This window comes from Pseudomonas sp. BF-B-15 (assembly GCF_019946675.1).
In the GTDB taxonomy this organism is placed as follows: domain Bacteria; phylum Pseudomonadota; class Gammaproteobacteria; order Pseudomonadales; family Pseudomonadaceae; genus Aquipseudomonas; species Aquipseudomonas migulae.
Map to the genome: position 1 here is coordinate 1 of NZ_JAGYFZ010000006.1, position 18,605 is coordinate 18,605.

Annotated in this window: 14 protein-coding genes; 3 read left to right on the plus strand and 11 right to left on the minus strand. The window is 61.1% G+C overall.

What is annotated here, in order from left to right:
- The 4 genes from KGA97_RS03275 to hflK (KGA97_RS03290) form a co-directional block, all read right to left on the minus strand.
- Positions 1-1,553 (minus strand): heavy metal translocating P-type ATPase (locus KGA97_RS03275; protein WP_223480216.1); only part of this gene is annotated, 1,553 nt, incomplete at its 3' end.
- Positions 1,550-2,608: a protease modulator HflK gene (gene hflK / locus KGA97_RS03280; protein ID WP_008027495.1), complete on the minus strand. Its 1,059-nt coding sequence runs from the start codon at positions 2,606-2,608 to the stop codon at positions 1,550-1,552. The genes hflK (KGA97_RS03280) and KGA97_RS03275, both read right to left, overlap by 4 nt.
- Positions 2,605-3,645 (minus strand): protease modulator HflC, encoded by a 1,041-nt coding sequence (gene hflC / locus KGA97_RS03285; RefSeq protein ID WP_032828679.1) that lies wholly within the window; start codon positions 3,643-3,645, stop codon positions 2,605-2,607. The genes hflK (KGA97_RS03280) and hflC overlap by 4 nt, the downstream gene beginning before the upstream one ends.
- Positions 3,642-5,600 (minus strand): protease modulator HflK, encoded by a 1,959-nt coding sequence (hflK, locus tag KGA97_RS03290; protein ID WP_223480236.1) that lies wholly within the window; start codon positions 5,598-5,600, stop codon positions 3,642-3,644. The genes hflC and hflK (KGA97_RS03290) overlap by 4 nt, the downstream gene beginning before the upstream one ends.
- 217 nt (positions 5,601-5,817) lie before the next feature.
- Here hflK (KGA97_RS03290) and lpdA point away from each other — a divergent pair, with 217 nt between their 5' ends.
- Entirely contained in the window at positions 5,818-7,218 is a 1,401-nt protein-coding gene (gene lpdA / locus KGA97_RS03295; protein ID WP_192228156.1) for a dihydrolipoyl dehydrogenase, read from the plus strand.
- 121 nt (positions 7,219-7,339) lie between these two features.
- On the opposite strand, the gene KGA97_RS03300 is transcribed toward lpdA, so the two are convergent.
- Positions 7,340-7,813 (minus strand): Lrp/AsnC family transcriptional regulator, encoded by a 474-nt coding sequence (locus tag KGA97_RS03300; RefSeq protein WP_008027506.1) that lies wholly within the window; start codon positions 7,811-7,813, stop codon positions 7,340-7,342.
- Between the two features lie 144 nt (positions 7,814-7,957).
- Between KGA97_RS03300 and KGA97_RS03305 the strand changes: the two genes are divergently transcribed.
- Positions 7,958-8,587 (plus strand): LysE family translocator, encoded by a 630-nt coding sequence (locus tag KGA97_RS03305; protein ID WP_223480217.1) that lies wholly within the window; start codon positions 7,958-7,960, stop codon positions 8,585-8,587.
- 3 nt (positions 8,588-8,590) lie between these two features.
- Here KGA97_RS03305 and KGA97_RS03310 read toward each other — a convergent pair whose 3' ends face one another.
- From KGA97_RS03310 to KGA97_RS03330, 5 genes are all read right to left on the minus strand, one after another.
- Entirely contained in the window at positions 8,591-10,708 is a 2,118-nt protein-coding gene (locus tag KGA97_RS03310) for a hypothetical protein (RefSeq protein ID WP_223480218.1), read from the minus strand.
- Entirely contained in the window at positions 10,695-11,891 is a 1,197-nt protein-coding gene (locus KGA97_RS03315) for a DUF3142 domain-containing protein (RefSeq protein WP_223480219.1), read from the minus strand. Before KGA97_RS03315 ends, KGA97_RS03310 begins: the two co-directional genes overlap by 14 nt.
- A gap of 130 nt (positions 11,892-12,021) precedes the next feature.
- Complete coding sequence (locus KGA97_RS03320) at positions 12,022-14,052, minus strand: pyridoxamine 5'-phosphate oxidase family protein (RefSeq protein ID WP_223480220.1); 2,031 nt, start codon at positions 14,050-14,052, stop codon at positions 12,022-12,024.
- Positions 14,053-14,115: 63 nt separating this feature from the next.
- On the minus strand, positions 14,116-14,742 hold the full coding sequence (locus tag KGA97_RS03325; protein ID WP_008041372.1) for a glutathione S-transferase family protein: 627 nt from the start codon (positions 14,740-14,742) through the stop codon (positions 14,116-14,118).
- Positions 14,743-14,872: 130 nt separating this feature from the next.
- Positions 14,873-15,775: a LysR family transcriptional regulator gene (locus KGA97_RS03330; RefSeq protein WP_008041374.1), complete on the minus strand. Its 903-nt coding sequence runs from the start codon at positions 15,773-15,775 to the stop codon at positions 14,873-14,875.
- Between the two features lie 106 nt (positions 15,776-15,881).
- Here KGA97_RS03330 and ppk2 point away from each other — a divergent pair, with 106 nt between their 5' ends.
- On the plus strand, positions 15,882-16,703 hold the full coding sequence (gene ppk2 / locus KGA97_RS03335) for a polyphosphate kinase 2 (protein WP_008027519.1): 822 nt from the start codon (positions 15,882-15,884) through the stop codon (positions 16,701-16,703).
- A 69-nt stretch (positions 16,704-16,772) separates the two neighbouring features.
- Here the strand turns inward: ppk2 and glmS are convergent, their stop codons facing one another.
- Positions 16,773-18,605: a glutamine--fructose-6-phosphate transaminase (isomerizing) gene (gene glmS, locus KGA97_RS03340; RefSeq protein WP_008041429.1), complete on the minus strand. Its 1,833-nt coding sequence runs from the start codon at positions 18,603-18,605 to the stop codon at positions 16,773-16,775.

An 18,605-nucleotide genomic window follows, 5' to 3' on the forward strand; every position in this document is an offset into this window, starting at 1 on the left:
TCCCCGACCTCCATCGGCTGGAAGCCGCGGCCGATTTCTGTCAGCACACGGTTGAGTTTGTCCGCGGGCAAGGCCTGGGCTTCGACATCGCTGATCCCGACATCCAGGGCCAACGTATTCGCGACGCTTTGGCGATCGCCGGTGAGCAACAATTGCCGGCCCAATCCGAGTTCACGTAACTCACTCAAGGCAAACCGCGCTTCAGGCTTCACGCTGTCCGCGAGCAACAGCCAGGCCAGGAATTCACCGTTGAGCGCCAACCCGGCGATCGGGCCATCGTGTTCAGGAACCGCTGAAGTGGCGATTGCCAATTGCGCGAACAACTCCGGTCGCCCGAGCGCCGCTTCACCCTGCTCAGTCATCGCTACCACGCCCAGGCCCTGACGTTCGTGAATGTCCGTGAGCAGCAGAAAATGTTCCTGGCTAACCAACCCGGCGAGCGCGCGACTGACCGGGTGACTGCTGGCGGAACCCAGGCTGGCAGCCAGTTTCAGCACGTGGTTGCGATCTTCCAGCGGACTGTCGATCGATTGCAGGCGCAAGGTGCCGAAGGTCAGCGTCCCGGTCTTGTCGACCACCAGCGACGTCAGATCCGCCAGCTCTTCGAGAAACGCCGAACTGCGGATCAGAATCCCGTGTCGTGCGGCAACCGCGACGCCGGCAATCGCCGTGGCCGGTGCCGACAACACCAACGCACATGGACAGGCTGCCACCAACACCGCGAGCATCGCTTGCGCATCATTGGTGATGAACCAGGTCACTGCGGCCAGCAACAACACCAGCACCATATAGCTACCAGCGTAGCGCTCCAGCAAACGGGTGATTGGCGGCTTGGAACGCTCGGCGCTTTGCATCAGCGCGATGACTTTACCGAGTGTCGATTCATTGCCGGTACGGGTCACTTCAATGCGCAGCAGGCCATCAAGGTTGATCGCCCCGCCGAACACCGTCATGCCGACGCCCGCCTCCACCGGCACCGACTCGCCCGTGATCGATGCGGTATCGAGACTCGCCTGACCGGAGAGCACACGACCATCGGCCGGCACCCGATCACCGGCGCGGACCTCCACGCGGTCGCCAGCCTTGAGTGTGCCGTTGTCGACTTCGACGATGGAGCCATCCGCCTGAACCTTGCGCGCATGGCTGCGTGTCAGTTTGCCGAGTGCGTGAATCGCCTCCTGGGAACCGATCACGCTGCGCTCTTCCAACACATGACCGAAGATCATGATGATCGGCAACAACGCAGCGGTCAGCAGATCGCCCGTTGCCCAGGCACCCAACATCGCCAACGCAATCAACTGATCGGTGATCCCGTGCAAGCTGGGATAACGCAGGCTGTACCAGGCAGAACGCATCACCGGCACGGCCACCAGCAACGAGGCAAAACCCAGCAGCAATTGACTGACGCCCGTCTGCTCCGGCGACCACCAGCGCCAGATCAAACCGAGCGCCAGCAAGCCGAGCGCGAGCATGGCCAGGGTCAGTTGGCGTGCAGCGCTGCGTTGTTCGGCCGAGGACAACATGCTCGGTGCGGCGGCAGTTTGGGCGGTCATTGTGCAGCTCCCTGAATGATCAGGCGGGAATCGTCTTTCGGATTAACCGTGGTCACCGAGCCGGCCTGACCGAGGATTTTTGGCAAGCGCTCGCGGTAAATGCGCAACAGCATTTGCGGGTCGGTGCCTTGTTGTTGCGCCTTGGCCAAGCTCAATACCGTGGCCGTGTCGGCGGAGGCTTTGGCCAGCCGTTCGCTGGCTTGAGCGTGGGCGACTTGCAGCGCACGGTCGGCTTGCTCGTTGGCGGCCTGGGTGAGTTTCTCGGCTTCAGTGCGGGCATTGGCCACGGCTTTATCGGCTTGCTGACTTGCCGTCAGAACGGCGTTGAAAGCATTGACCGCAGGTCCTGGCAGACTCGACTGCACATCCACGCGCGCCACTTCGATCCCCAGTCCCTGCCCCGTTGCAGTCAATTGCGCGAGTCGTTGATTGATGCCTTGTACCAAATCCCCGCGCAGGCGTTCGCGTCTTTCCGCCGCTTGATTATCCGCGCCGATCAACTCCGGGCGCGCCACCAGGATGGTGTCCAGATCTCGTGCGGCGGTGAGTGCCACGGCGCTGCGAGTCACCAGCCGATCCAGTGCCGGCAGCACATGTTCACCTTGAACAACGAACGCATACGGTTCGGTGACTTTGTAAAACACCCGCACATCCAGTTGCACCACACCTGCGTCACCCGTCAGCAGATAACCGGAACCTGCCAGCGCATCACTGAGCGGCGTGGCGAAAGTGGCTGCTCGGTCGGCCTGCAGCGCGGCATCGCTGCGCAGTAGATTATCGACCCGACGCTCGATCACCCGATCTGCCGCCGGCAACAAAACCACCTGCTCGAACGGCCTCGGCCACGCCAACAGCAGGCCGGCATTCTGAATGCGATCCAGCGCACCAAAGTGCAACACCACCGCGCGATTTTGCGGGTCGATTTGCCGCACGTTGGAGAATGCCCACGCCAACGCGGCCAAGACTGTCACCGCATACAGGGCGAGAAAAGCCAATCGCCCGGCCTGAATCCAGGGGCTACTTAACTCATTTGTTCCACGTGGAACCAAACTCATGGCTGCGATCCGGACTTGTTATCGAGTGTCGGCGGGCCGTCAACCAACACCCGGAACGGCGCGGCATCGGTGCGCAGAATCAGTTTTGTTCCAGGCGTGACGATGGTGCCCAAGGTGTCGAGGGAGCGCAGCAAGTTATACAACTGCGGCGAACCCGCGTAAGCACGGCCGTAAATCTGTGCGGCTTCGACCCGGGATTGAGCTTCGATGTCGGCAGCTTTTACCGTGGCATCGGCCTGGACGATTCGCGCATCACGCTCGGCAGCAGAGCGAATTTGCGCCGCTTCACGTTTGCCGATGGCCGTGCGTTCGGTGGCGATTGTTTCACGCTCGGCGCGCATGCGATCGACGGTGGCGGTCAGGGTCACCGACGGCAAGGTCAATCGTTCGATGCCGACTTGCAGCACACGAACGCCATAAGTGGCGAGTAACTGCTGATCGATTTGCTGACGCAACTGCGCTTCAAAATCAGCGATGTGCACCTGGCTGGCATCGGTGTTCACCAGATTGGCCAGGTCAAAACTGCTGGCCGTGGTTTCCAGCGCCGAGCCGACGAAGGTGCGAATCTGCCGCGCCGCTTCGTCCGGCTGATTCTGCACGGCGCGCATGAAGCGCTGCACATTGTCCGGATCGCCTTGCACCTGCCACGCCACGTAAGCCTGAACGATGATGCGCAAACCGTCGCGCGTACCCACATCCTGCAAACCACTGGACGTGGTGCGCAAACGCAGATCGACCGGAATCGCCGCTTCAAAAGGCGCGGGCCAACGCCAGCCCAGCCCCGGCTCCAGCAACACCCGCGACGGATTACCGAAGCGCGTGATCACCGTGGCTTCGCCGGAGCGCACCTGCACCAGGCTCGCGGCGGCGATGGCAAACGCCACCAGCAACGCCGCCCACCCCATGCGCCGCCACGGGAATGGACCCGCTTCCTGCGGATCGCCGTGGTGGTGATGGTGATGCCCGTGATGATGCCCGCCATGACCGTGATCGTGGCCGGCGTGATCATCGTGATCGTGAGTGTGCGACTGGCTCAATTGGCAGCTCCTGGCTGAGCAGTTTTACGCGCCGATGCAGGGTCAACCGGCAGCGTGAAAGTACGGAGGTCGATGGTCGGCGCGTTGCCGCTGCCGCCCAGACGATGATCGAGAACCAGCAACCTGGCGTTGGTCAGGCCTTGGGAGAGCTGGCTGAAATACTGTTCCAGCACGAAAGCCTGGCCCGCGCTGGCGTAGGCTTTTTGCTCGGCGCTGAATTTCAGATCGGCCGCTTGCGCAGCCGCATTGATTTCACGCGCGCTGGCCGTCGCTTGATCCCGTGCGATGCTGGCCTGCAATTGCGCCTGATTAGTGGCCTCTGCAGCTGCGCCGCGCTCACGCGAGATCAAGGCCTGCGCAGCAATTTGCGCCGCTTGCACACCGTGATAAGCGTTGGCCGCGCCGGCCGGTGGGTGAATCGCTTCAACCACAGTCGCGAGAATCTCCACGCCGCTGTCGAGTTTTTCCAGGTCCGCTTGCACCGCGCGGCCAATCTCTTCGGCGAGCCCTACCCTGTCCTCACCGAGCAGACCGTCGAGGGTACGAGACGCGAAGTCGTGCACCAGAATCCGGCTGGCGGTGCTGCGGATCAGTGCCGGCACGTTGGCGCTGTTGTACGTCGCGGCCAACGCCGCTTGATCCGTGAGGCCGATGCGATAGACAAAACGCACGTCCATGTTGACGATCTGGAAGCTCTGTTTGTCGGCGCGACTGCTGGCAATCACCTGAGACTTGTCGTTCACATGACTGGCGTCCCACAAGCGATTGGCCGTCGTCGGCGCCGGACCTTCAGCCGGTTCAGCCACAATCGGCGCCGTCGCTTCGCCAACACTGGTGGCCAACTCGTGGACCACGCCGTTCTCGACACTCAACACTCGACCCAGCGGCCATGGCAGACCTGCGTGCAAACCGGGGCCGAAGACCTCCACCGGTTTGCCGAAACGCTCATAGATGCCCCGCCCTTGCAGGGAAATTTCGTGAATGCCAGTGAGCGACCAACCGACCAGTGCCACCACCGCCAGCACCGGAACGAATGCCCGGCGCATGTAAGTGAAGGCCCAGATCTGTCGCAGATCGATGCCGAAGCGGTTATGTAATTCGTGTTGCAGCGCCAGCAACGGTTGGGGTGGCCAGCGCAGCATGTCAGCGACGAAACTTCGCGCCAGCAACGCAGGTTCGAGTTGTTCACGCTGCGGACTGAACAGTGACAACACCGCGCGTAGCAGCAGTTCAACCGCAACCAGACCCGGCAGCAGGCCAATCAGTACAGCCAGACGTACCGGCCAAACCGACGCTTCGCTGCCGAACAACAGGCACAGCGCGCCCAGCACAAGACAGATGATTGCCACGCGCGTCAGCTGCGCAAGCGAACCTGCTTCGGGCCACTGGGCCACGTTTTCCTGGGCAAGTTGTCGCTCCAGCACCAGCAAACCGAAGGCCAGCAGTAACGACAATGCCGCCGCGACACTCGCGGAAAAACCGAGCGCAGCGGGAGGCAGGGCCAGGTTCCAGACTTGATTGATGCTGAACACTACCAGCAGCGCCCAAGCGCCAAGCCACAGCGTCGAAGCGCCGATCTGCGCCAGCAGCCGCAACCATCGCTGGCTGATCCGCTCCAGCAGCCGTTCATACCAGCCCACTGGCGGCGTTTCAGCGACGACTTCCACAGGGAGCATCGCCGGGTGCATCGCCCTTTCACGCCACTGCGTCACCCACCACGCCGATTGCAGCCCGGCGACCAGCACCAGCAAACCGGCGCTCTGATTGACCAGCACCGCAGGCCAAAGCGACTGCGGTGCAAACAGCCCGACGAAAAACGCCAGCACCCAGCCTGCCCCTGCGAGCGCGCCGAGGCCGATTGCCAACTGCCGCAATCGCCGCCCTTGAAAGACTGCCTGCTGAAAGCGCGGCAGCCCGGCTACCGTTGCGCCCTCAATCTCGAGATCGACTTGCATACCACCCCAGTGATTTTCTTTGCTCACGTCGCAATTCGTTACGATATAACGAAAGCCGTGAAATTTTCGTACTAAATCTCTTTATCTAAAGACGCTCAACCTGTCGCTTGGCTGAAGCCTTGACCGAAAGGCGTGGCTGCGCACATATTACGCTCGTAATTTTATTCAGGAACTACGTTTATCCAGCCCGATTCCCATCCAATTCAGGAGTACATCCATGAGCAACTATGACGTCGTGATACTGGGCGGAGGCCCCGGCGGCTATAACGCGGCGATTCGCGCCGGCCAGTTGGGCCTTAAAGCCGCCTGTGTCGAAGGCCGCGCCACCCTCGGCGGCACTTGCCTGAACGTCGGTTGCATGCCGTCCAAGGCATTGCTGCATGCTTCTGAATTGTATGACGCGGCCATGGGTGCGGAATTTGCCAACCTCGGTATCGAGGTCAAACCCACGCTGAACCTCGCGCAAATGATGAAGCAGAAGGATGACAGTGTTGCCGGACTGACCAAGGGCATCGAGTTTCTGTTCCGCAAAAACAAGGTCGACTGGATCAAGGGCTGGGGCCATATCGACGGGCCGGGCAAAGTCACGGTAACGGACAGCCAGGGCGGCAAGACTGAGCTGAGCGCCAAGGACATCATCATTGCCACCGGCTCCGAGCCCACTCCCCTGCCCGGCGTGGACATCGACAACACGCGCATCCTCGATTCCACAGGTGCGCTTTCTTTGTCCGAAGTGCCCAAGCATCTGGTGGTGATTGGCGCCGGAGTCATTGGCCTGGAATTGGGCTCGGTGTGGCGGCGTTTGGGCGCACAGGTGACCGTGGTCGAGTTTCTCGACCGGATCTGCCCTGGTGTGGACGGCGAAGCGGGCAAAACCCTGCAACGTTCGTTGAGCAAGCAAGGCATCAGCTTCAAGCTGAGTTCGAAAGTCACCCGCGCCACGACCTCGGCGAACGGCGTTCAGCTCAGCGTAGAACCGGCCGCCGGCGGCACTGCCGAACTACTCGAAGCCGATTACGTGCTGGTCGCCATCGGGCGCCGGCCTTACACCGAGGGACTGGGGTTGGAGAACGTTGGCCTCGCCACGGATAAACGCGGCATGCTCGCCAACAAGGGTCATCGCACTGAAGCGGCAGGCGTGTGGGTCATCGGCGATGTCACGTCGGGGCCGATGCTTGCGCACAAGGCCGAAGATGAAGCCATGGCCTGTATCGAGCAGATCGTCGGCAAGGCAGGCGAGGTCAACTACGACCTGATCCCCAACGTCATTTACACCAGGCCGGAGCTGGCCAGCGTCGGCAAGACCGAAGAGCAACTCAAGGCTGAGGGCCGCGCGTACAAGGTCGGTAAATTCCCCTTCACCGCCAACAGCCGGGCGAAGATCAACCACGAGACTGAAGGCTTCGCCAAAGTGCTGGCCGATGAGCGCACCGACGAGATTCTTGGCGTGCACCTGGTAGGCCCGAGCGTCAGTGAAATGATTGGCGAATATTGCGTGGCTATGGAGTTCAGTGCTTCGGCTGAAGATATTGCCCTGACCTGTCATCCACACCCGACCCGCTCCGAGGCGTTGCGCCAGGCGGCGATGAATGTGGAGGGGATGGCGACGCAGATGTAGGGCTGGAGGTTTTCGGTGCCGGGCCTACCGCCTTCGCGAGCAAGCCCGCTCCCACACTGGTTTTGTGTACGCCACAGATCACATGTGGGAGCGGGCTTGCTCGCGAAGGGGGCAACTCGGTTTAAAGCGGCAAATGCTCTAGAGGCAACGCGCCCGGCGTTTTCACAGTGTGAATCGCAAAGTTGCTGCGGATGTCGCTCACGCCCGGCAACTTCAGCAACCGCCCGGTGAGAAAGCGGTCATAAGCACGCAAATCCGGCACCACCACCTGCAACAGAAAATCCGATTCCCCTGACACCAGAAACGCCGAAATCACTTCGGGCAACGCCATCACCGCCACACGGAAGGCTTCGGCCTGTTCGTCGTTGTGGCGTTCGACCTTGACCCCGACAAACACCGTCAGCCCCAACCCGACTTCATCGCGGTCCAGGTTGGCCTGATAGCCGCGAATCACCCCGGCCTCCTCCAGCATCCGCACCCGACGCAAACAGGGGGACGCGGACAGACCGATTTCATCCGCCAGTTGTACGTTGCTCAGACGACCGTCACGTTGCAGGGCCGCGAGAATTTTTCGGTCGTAAGCGTCCAGTTTCATGCTTGGTAGATCCTGATGGTTCATGCGTCAAAGAATGGCAGGTTATGCCAATTCAAGACTGTTTAGAAGCAAACTACGCAACCACCTGCCCTGTGCTTCAGCCCTAGACTGGCGCTACCGAATCGACAACGAAAGGGGTGCAGCATGGCGGGGCTTTGGCTGTTTTTCATGGCGCTGGCAGTGGTTTACCTGCTCCCAGGCCCGGACATGATTCTGCTGCTGCAAACCGGCGCTCGTCAGGGCAAAGGCGCGGCGCTGGCCACGGCGGTGGGATTGGGCATTGCCCGGGGTTGTCATGTGGCGTTGGCGGCACTGGGGCTGGCGGCACTGTTCAAGGCTGCGCCCTGGACGTTCGATTTGGTGCGCCTGACCGGGGCCGCGTACCTGTTGTGGATCGGCATTCAATGCCTGCGGACCACGATGCTCCCGAGCCTGAACGGCGCAGATTCAGCCTGTGGAAAACCTCGTTGGCGCGAAGCCATTCAGCGCGGATTGTTGACCAACCTGCTGAACCCCAAGGCGCTGCTGTTCTGCTCGGTGCTGCTGCCGCAGTTTATCGATCCGCATGCAGGGCCGGTGCTCGCACAATTCGCGACCCTGGGCGTGGTGCTGGTCAGTGTCGGTTTGTTGTTCGACAGCGCGTACGCCTTGGCCGGCGCCGCGCTTGGCCGTTGGCTGCAACGCAGTCCTTCGGCCCAGCGCGTACAGCAGTGGTTGTTTGGCAGCCTGTTGATTGGTTTTGCCCTGCGACTGACCTTTGTTCAACAGGTTTGAACCTTACTGCGACTTACGGCGGCGACGATTGATCAGTAACAATGCCGCTGCCGTGACCGCCAACACACCGCCGATCTGCAAAGTTTTTTTGTAAGGCCGCAGCTCGGAGCGCACGGCGTCGGTGACCTGGGTGACGTAGCGCTTGTCGGCGCGCTGAAAATCCGGGTCCTGGCATTGGTGACCGAAATCACCCGCCCAGACGACATACGGGCCTTCCTCGACATAACGACGGTAGAACGCGCTTTGCTCTTGCAGGCTCGTCCCCCACGACGAAGCCTTGCACAGCACCGACGCGAAAGCCTGGCTGCTGTGGGGCAAAAGATCAGCCGCTTTACTCGCCAGCGCGGTGGCAACAAACCGGTAATGGAAACGCTCATCAGGTTGCGCCAACGTGGCTTGCTGCCGTTTCACCTCACCCTCGGCCATTAATGGGCCGACCTTGAGCTCGGGAGTCTTGAGACTGTAATTGCCACCGAAAGTGGCGTAATCCGGAGACATCTCGTAGCCCAACAGCTCCATTCCGTCGAAACGAGCCACTGTCGCGGCATGGTAATAAGCGAATGCCCGTTTGGTTGGCCACCATTTCGACTCGGCGTCGTGGCGCAACTCCCCGTACCACTTGGCCTTGGCCTGCAAGTCGGCATTATCGAAATAGCCTGGCGCCTCGTCATAACGGCCCTCACGCAACAATCGCCGCCCCAGCAGGTTGCGCAACTTCGCCGCCACCGACAACGGCACGTAGTTATCGCGATCCTCCTGAGTCAGTGCTGGCGGCGCCGGCACTTGAGTGTCGACGTAATGCTTGAGTTCATCGACGGTCAGCACACGCTCAGCGACGGTCGCAGCGTCGAACCAATAAATGTCGTTGCTGCGATAGAGCTGATCGAATGCCTGCAAATAATCCCCACGTTGCAACGCCAGGATCGCGCTTTCCCCCTCGACACGACACTTGGGCTGAAGCGTTTCGAAATCCCAGTCCGGCGTCCGTCGCTCGCCCCAGGATTCGTTCTGCGGGAAGGCCTGGGCAGCCTTGGCGTACGCGGCGGCGGCAGCCGTCTTATCACCCTCGCGCATCGCCAGTTTCGCCCGCAGCCACCACGCCAGGCCACCGTCGCCGGCGTGTTCAAGGAAGGCCTTGGCGCTGGCGTAATCGCCCTGTTGATAATTCACGGCCGCCAGCCGATCAGCATTGTCGAGGCTGCCGCGCGTGCTGTTCTGCAGCAGCTTGATCAGTTTTTGCTCGCTCGGCGGTTGATCACCAAATGACCAACCCAACCGGCTGATCAGCGACGCCGTGACCAGCTGCTGCACCGGTTTTCCTTTAAGCAACGCGGCCAGTTGCTCGTCAGGCATCGCCGCCAGATCGGCCATCAACAGCTTCAATGAGGTGTAACCCACTACGGAACCGTGGAGGTTTTGCGTGGCGTAGAGTTTTATAGCGTTGTCCCAATCGCCCGCCGTGCGAGCGACACGCGCCTCTTCGCCGAGGCTGGCGACGCCCAGCTCCAATGGGTCGCTGAAGCCGTCGATGCTCAACTGGCGCGCCTGCTCAAAGGCCTTTCGCGACTGCGTCAGCAGATCGGGTGCGGCGTCCGCTTCGCTGCTCATGGCAAACAGCGCCCGGCCCAGCGAGTAAGCGGCCCAGGTGCTGCGCAACGCGCGTTGATCCGCCGGCAATGCGAGCACTTTCTGGAAGTAATCGGCGGCCAATCCATGGTCACCGGCGCTGAACGCCACGGCGCCCGCCAGATAGAGCCTGAGCTCGGTCGGCAGACTTGCGCCCTGCGCCTCGACCTGATGAGCATCGCTCAGCGTGCGCAGTTGTTTGACCAACGCCTGCTGCTGCGCCGTCAAACCAGCCTGTTCGGCGTCGTCGCGCTGCACGGCATAGTCAGGCGCGTCCATGCTGTAGACGACTTCGCTGACGTTCTTCAAACCCGTAATCGCCTGCCCGAGACGACTGATCTCGAACCGGAAGTTGCCTTCCGGCAGCTCCGCCAGCGACTGGCCCCGGTTGTCGAGCAGGCGCATGGGGAAATCCGGCCCGCAGGCCACTGCCGAACCCAGTGGAAAACCGAGGCTCAGGCAAAGCAAATGGCGGGGCCAGTTACGGGTGAACATTCGAACCTCCTTGATCAATGTTTGTGCAGCGCGCCCAACCGATGGCGCGCTGCCCACCGGCCGGGATCCGACCGTCGCGCAGGCGGGTGAAGGTAAGCAGATCCGGGCTTTGTTGCAACGCATAACCGGCCAGGGCATCGGCGCCCTCACAACCTCGCGCGGCGAGCGTCAGGCGTTCGGGCCAGGCACTGTCGAGGTTGCCTTGATTGCTGATGCTGACGTCATAGAGGCCATCCTGCGCCGAGAGTTTCAGCGTCAGGCGACTATCGAGGGCATCGCCACGGGCCACGGCGCGCAAGGTCGTCAGGCTCCAGGCCCGGCGATCATTGACCAATGGCAGGCGAAACCAGATCAGCCCGGCCAGATGAGCCGGCGGATCGTCGCGCAACTGGGTGGCAAGTGTGCTCAGTTGCTGCGGATCGGCCAGCAATTCCCGGCGCTCGCCGACGCGCTCAATGGGCACTTCGCTTTCCACGTCGAGTGCGCCGCCGGCCTGCGGCAACAACGCTACGCCATAGGCCGGCAGCGCCAGATAAAAAGGTTTCGAAGTGATGCGGCTCCAGGCGCTGGCCCATTTTCTGGCCTGATCCGGATCAAACAATCCCATGCGCGGGTCGCTCACCGCATGCACCTGCAACACGCTGCTATCGACTGTGGATAACAATGCAGGCAGTTCAGGACTGTCGAGCCACGCCGGCAGCGCAGTAATGCTCAACGGCATGGAAGCCGGCAGCACCGCGCGCAAGTCCGTGAGGAATTTCCGATAAGCCGGTAGCCGAGCGTTCCCGGCATCGTGGTCGATTTCCACGCCGGAGAGCACCAGCCCTTGCGCCTGCCAATCGCTGAGCACTTGCTGGATCTGCGCAGCGACCTCGTCCTGATCCAGCGACTTGAGCTGGCCATCGAGACGAATCACCGCAATCAGCGGCCAGCCATCCCGTTTGAGCAGCACCGGGTCGATTCGCGCCCGGTTCCAGCCCGCCTTGGGGAATGCTTGCAAGGCCAACACCCGCAAGGTCGAAAAGTCCGCACGGCTGTCTTTGAGTGCGGCTTCGTGGGCCGGCGTCCATTGTCGTTGCCATACATAAAGTTGCTGATCGAGCGGCGGTGCGTCCTGTTGTTCGCAACCGCTAAGCAAAGCCAGCATCACCAGCAAGCCTGACAGGCGAGCGAGAAAAACCATAAAACTCCTAAGCCTGAATCTCATATTTGTAGGAGCGAGGCTTGCCCGCGAAGGCGTCCTAAACTCCGCCAAAAGCTTCGCGGGCAAGTCGGGGCGCCGCATCGCTCGCTCCTACACGCCGCGTCAGATGCTACAGGTCGAGCACCAAAGGCTGCGAGCCCTGCGCCGGAATCGCACAACAAATCAGGACATGTCCTACTTCCGGCACTTCCGCTGGTGGCTGTGGATAATTCACCTGACCGCTGATCAGGCGAGTCTTACAGGTCCCGCAGGAACCGCCGCGGCAACTGAACTCCGGGCGCAAACCGCGGCTTTCCGCCAACTCCAGCAAACTGCCGCCGTCGGGTTGCCAGCGAGCTTCTTTGGCCGAACGCTCGAACACCACCGGCACTGACGTGGTCGCGGCGGGCGGTTGCTCGATGACCACCGCGTCGGGGTCCGGCCGGCGACGCAAGGTCGACGGGCCGAAGGTCTCGGCGTGAATCCTGCTGTCACGGATGTCCAGTTCCCGCAGGCTGTCGTACAGCCCCTGGGTAAAACTGCCCGGCCCGCAGAGTACAAAATCGAGCTGATCGTAGTCCTCCACTTCAAGGATGTTCTTCAGCAACGCGGCGTCTATCCGTCCGGTCAGGTCAAAGTCCTCGCCCTCCTGAGCATCGGCCTCCGGCTGACTGAGCAGACGCAGCACCCGCACCGAATCACCGGCGTCATCCAGCAAACGATCCAGCTCGGAGCGAAACGGTTGATCCGCCAGCGTGCGAGAACTCTGAAAAAACCATGTAGGCCGAATGTGTCGGGTGCGCAGGCCTTGATACACCACCTCCCGCACCATCGACAGCAAAGGCGTAATGCCTACGCCGGCGGCCAACAACACCAGCGGCCGACGCTCATGGGTTGCCACGGTGAAATGCCCTTGAGGCGCGCGGGCTTCCAGCAGGTCACCGACACGAACCTGCTCATGCAGATGCGAAGACACCCGCCCTTCTCGCTTCACGCTGATGCGGAAAAAGTCATCGGACGGCGCGCTCGACAGGCTATAGGTGCGGATATGCACCTCGCCGCCAATGTTGAACCGCAGCGGTAGATGCTGCCCCGCTTGAAACAGCGGCAACCCGGCGCCATCGGCGGGCTCCAGATAGATCGAGCGGATGTTGTGGCTTTCCGCTTCGATGCGCACCACCCGCAGCGGCCGCCAATGATCACCCAGCGCCCGGGCTTGCAGGCGTGCGTTGGCCTGCTCCCAGGTGCCCGTCAGCAAACTGGTGGGCGATACGCCGTCGAAGCGCCAGCGCAGAGCCAGTGCTGCGGGCCGACGCACCACCTGCTCCACCTCGAATGTCCACAGACGCTCGGCGCCTTGAAAGGCTTCTACTTGGGGGCCTTCAAGGATGATTTCGGTACGACCGCTGAGGTGCAGCAGGTCGCCGGAGTTGAAGTCGATAAACAGCAAGCCCGCCCGTGGATTGATCAACAGGTTGCCCAGGGTATTGAAGAACAGATTGCCGGCGAAGTCCGGGATGGTCAGACGATTACCTTCCACGTGTACGAAACCGGCCTGACCGCCACGGTGGGAAACGTCCACCGAACGTCGGCCGTCCACATCCACATAACTGGCGACGAAGAAGGTATCGGCGTCGGCAATCATGGCTTTGGCAGCGTCATCCAGAGCGCCCAGGTGCTGCGCGATGCGCGTCGAGGGATCCGCCAGCGGCACCGAACGAAACTGCCGCAATTGAATGTATTGCGGGCAGTTGCCGAAGGACTGTTCGACCGTTACGCCGAAGCCATTCGCCGTCACGGCGCCGACGCGACCATTGAGGCGGTTGCGCCGCCGCGTGTGCAGTTCGATCCCCAACAAGCCGATCGCCGCGCCATCAGTCAATTGCGCCGGGTCATCCGCCCCCGGCAAGCTGTTGAATTGCAGCGCACCTGGCTGGGGCGAATGAGCGAAACCCGGTTGCCCTTCAAGAATGCTCGCCCAAGGATTGCCGTCGATGTCCACTGCGCCGTACAGCATGAACGGCAGTTGCTCATAGAATTTGCGGTGTTGGTCCGGCATCTCAGTGCGAACCACCCTACGACCCAACTCCTCCATTCGCTGGGCAACACCGACGTGTGCCTGCAACTGTTTTTCGCCCGCGTGCCAAGGTGACTGGTCCATTACGGCTTCTCCCGTGCGCGCCAGGCGCAGTGTGAACGGCCCGACAATGCCGGGCCGCAGGTATCAGGCAGTTTTTTGCAGGCCGGCGACAGTGCGCGGCATGCCGACAAACCCTGGCAAGGCTTCGATGCGCGCCAGCCAGGCTCGTACGTTGGCGTAGTCCTCGAGCGACACGTTGCCTTCCGGTGCGTGGGCGATGTAACTGTAGGCGGCCACGTCGGCAATGGTCGGCTCGCTGCCGGTCAGGTAAACCGTATCCGCCAGTTCCTGATCGATCAGTTTGAGCCAGACGTGGGCGTAAGCGATCGTCTCTTCAGCCCTGTAAGGCGCGCCAAACACCGTGATCAGCCGGGCCCGGCCCGGGCCAAAGGCAATCGGTCCAGCCGCCACTGACAACCAGCGTTGAACCTTGGCGGCACCGAGCGGGTCGTCTGGCAGCCAGCGACCGTTACCGTATTTTTTCGCCAGGTAAACCAGAATCGCGTTGGAATCGGCCAGCACCACGCCTTGATCGTCGATGGCCGGGACCTGTCCGAACGGGTTGATCGCCAGGTAATCCGGCTGTTTGTGCGCGCCCTTGGCCATATCGACCAGGATCAGCTCGGTCGGCAGTTGCAGCAGGGATAACATCAGCTCCACACGGTGAGCATGGCCGGAACGTGGGAAGTTGTAGAGTTTGATCGCTTGCATGGTCGACTCCGCTGGGTGGTGGCGCCGTTCTGAAACGATCAGCGCCGATGGGAGCCATCTTCCACCCCCAACCAAAACAACAGAATAACCAGCAAACGCAATCAATTATTTCAGCCAGTGCAATAACCCATCAGCCCTGCAAGGCCGGGTGTTCGCGCAGCGCTTTCACCGTGAAGTCGACAAAACTGCGAATCCGGGCCGGCGCATTGCGGCCGCCCTGATACACCACATGGATGGGCAATGGCGGCAGTTCGAAGTCAGCCAATACGATTTCCAGTTCGCCGGAAGCGACTTTACTGGCGACTTGATAAGACAGGACACGGGTGAATCCCAGCCCGAGACACGCAGCCGTAATGGCTGCCTGATTCGCCGTCACCACCAATCGCGATTCAACCCGCACGCTGAGTGGCTCGCGCGCATCCTGAAAAGGCCAGCTTTTAAGCTGACCAATAGCGGACGTCGAAATAACCGGTGCACGCGCCAGATCCTGAGGATGCACCGGCCTGCCTTGCGCCTCCAAAAATGGCGGAGCAGCGCAAATCACCCGCCGTACTTCGCCAACGCGGATCGCGTGCTGGTTGCTGTCGGGCAACTCACCGATGCGCACAGCCACATCAATCCCCTCCTCGACCATGCTCACCACCCGATCGACCAGCAAGCCGTTGATGCAGACTTCAGGAAACTGCTTCAGATAACTCACCATTACCGGCGTAACGAACAACTCGCCAAATAACACCGGCGCGGTGATCGTCAGTTGCCCACGGGGTTCGGCATGACTGCCCGCAGCTGAATCCTCCGCTTCCTGCACCTCGGCAAGAATCCTCCTACAGTCTTCGAGATACCGCTGACCCGCCTCGCTCAAATGCACGCTGCGGGTGGTGCGCGTCAGCAACCGTGTGCCAATGCGTTTTTCCAGCGCGGCCACGGCACGGGTAACACTGGCCGCCGACAGGCCCAAACGCCGCGCCGCAGCCGAAAAACCCTGGTCCTGGGCGACGGCGGCGAAGACCTGCATTTCCTGGAATCGGTCCACTGGGTATGTCCTCTACTCAGATAATCGCTACCGTCAGGCTGCGAATCCAATACGGCGTTCAAAACAATCTAGTCTGACATAACCGGGAATTTGCGAGGTCTTGATTATGGCAAAGGATAAGAAGCGCCCGCTTAAGCAGAACGCTGCCGACAGCTCGAAGATGTCTAACAAGGACTACCTGGAAGAACTGCGCCGACTGCACGTCGAAACCGTCAAATTGCAGGAGTGGGTAAGGCAAAAAGGGATCAAGGTGTGCATTGTTTTCGAGGGCCGCGACGGTGCCGGCAAGGGAGGGACAATCAAGGCCCTGACTGAACGGGTGAGCCCACGTATCTTTCGGGTGGTGGCGTTGAGCGCGCCGACCGAACGTGAGAAAACCCAGATGTATGTCCAGCGGTACCTGCCGCATCTGCCGGCGGCTGGCGAAGTGGTGATCTTCGATCGCAGTTGGTACAACCGTGCGGGCGTTGAGCGTGTGATGGGGTTCTGCACCCAGGAGCAGGTTGACCGTTTCCTGAAGTCGATTCCGTTGGTGGAACGTGCAATCGTCGATTCAGGCGTCATCCTGATCAAATATTGGCTGGAGGTCAGCCAAGAGGAACAGACACGACGTCTCCAGGCACGCATCAAGGATGGACGCAAAATCTGGAAGCTCACCGGCATGGATCTCAAGTCATACAGCCGCTGGTACGACTATTCACGCGCCCGTGACGACATGTTCAAGATGACCGACACCGAACATGCCCCCTGGTTCGTGGCCAACTCCAATGACAAGCGACGGGCTCGCCTGAACATCATCACCGACCTGCTCAGCCGCATTCCCTATAAGGATGTTCCGAGGGAGCCCGTGAAGTTGCCCAAACGCCAGAAGCCAGGCAGCTATCGAGAGCCGGATTATCCACTGCGATTGATAGAGGAAAAATTCTGAGCTGAATGTAAAAGGGGCAAGGTCCTGTGAACAACAGGAACCTTGCCCCTCGATTCAGCTGTGGATAACTTATTCCACGGTGACTGACTTCGCCAGGTTGCGCGGCTGGTCAACGTCTGTGCCCTTCAACACCGCGACGTAGTACGACAGCAACTGCAGCGGGATGGTGTAGAGGATCGGCGACAGAATGTCGTGGATGTGCGGCATGTGCACAACGTGGGTGCCTTCGCCGTTGGTCATGCCGGCCTGTTCGTCTGCGAAGACGATCAGCTGGCCACCACGGGCGCGCACTTCCTGGAGGTTGGACTTCAACTTCTCCAGCAGTTCGTTGTTGGGCGCCACGGTCACGACCGGCATGTCGTTATCCACAAGCGCCAACGGGCCGTGTTTCAGTTCGCCGGCCGGGTAAGCTTCAGCGTGGATGTAGGAGATTTCCTTAAGTTTCAGGGCACCTTCCATCGCTACCGGGAATTGCGCGCCACGACCGAGGAACAGGGTGTGATGCTTCTCGGCGAACAACTCGGCGATTTTCTCCACAGTGCTGTCCATGGCCAGGGCTTCGCCAAGACGGGTCGGCAGGCGACGCAGTTCTTCGACCAGGGTGGCTTCGACGCCTTTGGCCAAAGTGCCGCGCACTTGACCCAGGGACAGCGTCAGCAACAGCAGGCCAACCAATTGAGTGGTGAAGGCTTTGGTCGAGGCCACGCCGATTTCGCGACCGGCCTGGGTCAGCAAGGTCAGGTCGGACTCACGCACCAGCGAGCTGATGCCGACGTTGCAGATCGCCAGGCTGGCGAGGAAGCCCAGCTCCTTGGCGTTGCGCAGCGCAGCCAGGGTGTCGGCGGTTTCGCCGGACTGGGAAATGGTCACGAACAGGGTGTCTGGCTGCACTACGACTTTGCGATAGCGGAATTCGCTGGCGACTTCGACCTGGCACGGGATGCCGGCCAGCTCTTCCAGCCAGTAACGGGCGACCATGCCGGCGTGGTAGCTGGTGCCGCAGGCGACAATCTGCACGTTGCGCACTTTGGCGAACAGCTCGGCAGCCTGTGGGCCGAAAGCTTGCACCAACACACCGTCCGGGCTCAGACGACCTTCGAGGGTACGCTGCACCACAGCCGGTTGTTCGTGGATTTCCTTGAGCATGAAGTGGCGGAACTCGCCCTTGTCAGCCACGTCGGCACCGTCACGGTACTGCACGGTTTGGCGCTCTACGACCTTGCCGCTAACGTCCCAGATCTGCACGCTATCGCGACGAATTTCGGCGATATCGCCTTCTTCCAGGTACATGAAGCGGTCAGTGACCTGGCGCAGGGCCAATTGGTCGGAAGCGAGGAAATTTTCACCCAGGCCAAGGCCGATCACCAGCGGGCTGCCACTGCGAGCGGCGAGCAGGCGATCCGGTTGCCGAGCGCTGATCACGGCCAGGCCGTAAGCACCGTGCAACTCTTTAACAGTGGCCTTGAGGGCCACGGTCAGGTCGTTCAGATCCTTGAGTTTGTGGTTCAGCAGGTGGGCGATGACTTCAGTGTCGGTGTCCGATGTGAACACGTAACCCAATGCCTTGAGTTGTTCGCGCAGGGCTTCGTAGTTCTCGATGATGCCGTTGTGCACCACCGCCAAATCACCGGAAAAATGCGGGTGAGCGTTGCGCTCGCACGGCGCACCGTGAGTGGCCCAGCGAGTGTGGGCGATGCCCAGGCGACCGGCCAGCGGCTCGGCTTCGAGCGCCAGTTCCAGTTCGCTGACTTTACCCGGACGACGCATGCGCTCGAGCTGTTGGTCATTGGTATAGACCGCCACACCGGCGCTGTCATAGCCACGGTATTCCAGGCGCTTGAGGCCTTCGAGGAGGATGGCAGTGATGTTACGTTCTGCGACTGCACCGACAATTCCACACAT

What these genes read in the sequence shown, in the direction of transcription:
- hflK (WP_008027495.1), bottom strand. Translation starts at nt 2,608, where the DNA reads ATGAGTTTGGTTCCACGTGGAACAAATGAGTTAAGTAGCCCCTGGATT.
- hflK (WP_223480236.1), bottom strand. Translation starts at nt 5,600, where the DNA reads ATGCAAGTCGATCTCGAGATTGAGGGCGCAACGGTAGCCGGGCTGCCG.
- lpdA (WP_192228156.1), top strand. Translation starts at nt 5,818, where the DNA reads ATGAGCAACTATGACGTCGTGATACTGGGCGGAGGCCCCGGCGGCTAT.
- KGA97_RS03300 (WP_008027506.1), bottom strand. Translation starts at nt 7,813, where the DNA reads ATGAAACTGGACGCTTACGACCGAAAAATTCTCGCGGCCCTGCAACGT.
- KGA97_RS03305 (WP_223480217.1), top strand. Translation starts at nt 7,958, where the DNA reads ATGGCGGGGCTTTGGCTGTTTTTCATGGCGCTGGCAGTGGTTTACCTG.
- KGA97_RS03310 (WP_223480218.1), bottom strand. Translation starts at nt 10,708, where the DNA reads ATGTTCACCCGTAACTGGCCCCGCCATTTGCTTTGCCTGAGCCTCGGT.
- KGA97_RS03315 (WP_223480219.1), bottom strand. Translation starts at nt 11,891, where the DNA reads ATGGTTTTTCTCGCTCGCCTGTCAGGCTTGCTGGTGATGCTGGCTTTG.
- KGA97_RS03320 (WP_223480220.1), bottom strand. Translation starts at nt 14,052, where the DNA reads ATGGACCAGTCACCTTGGCACGCGGGCGAAAAACAGTTGCAGGCACAC.
- KGA97_RS03325 (WP_008041372.1), bottom strand. Translation starts at nt 14,742, where the DNA reads ATGCAAGCGATCAAACTCTACAACTTCCCACGTTCCGGCCATGCTCAC.
- ppk2 (WP_008027519.1), top strand. Translation starts at nt 15,882, where the DNA reads ATGGCAAAGGATAAGAAGCGCCCGCTTAAGCAGAACGCTGCCGACAGC.
- glmS (WP_008041429.1), bottom strand. Translation starts at nt 18,605, where the DNA reads ATGTGTGGAATTGTCGGTGCAGTCGCAGAACGTAACATCACTGCCATC.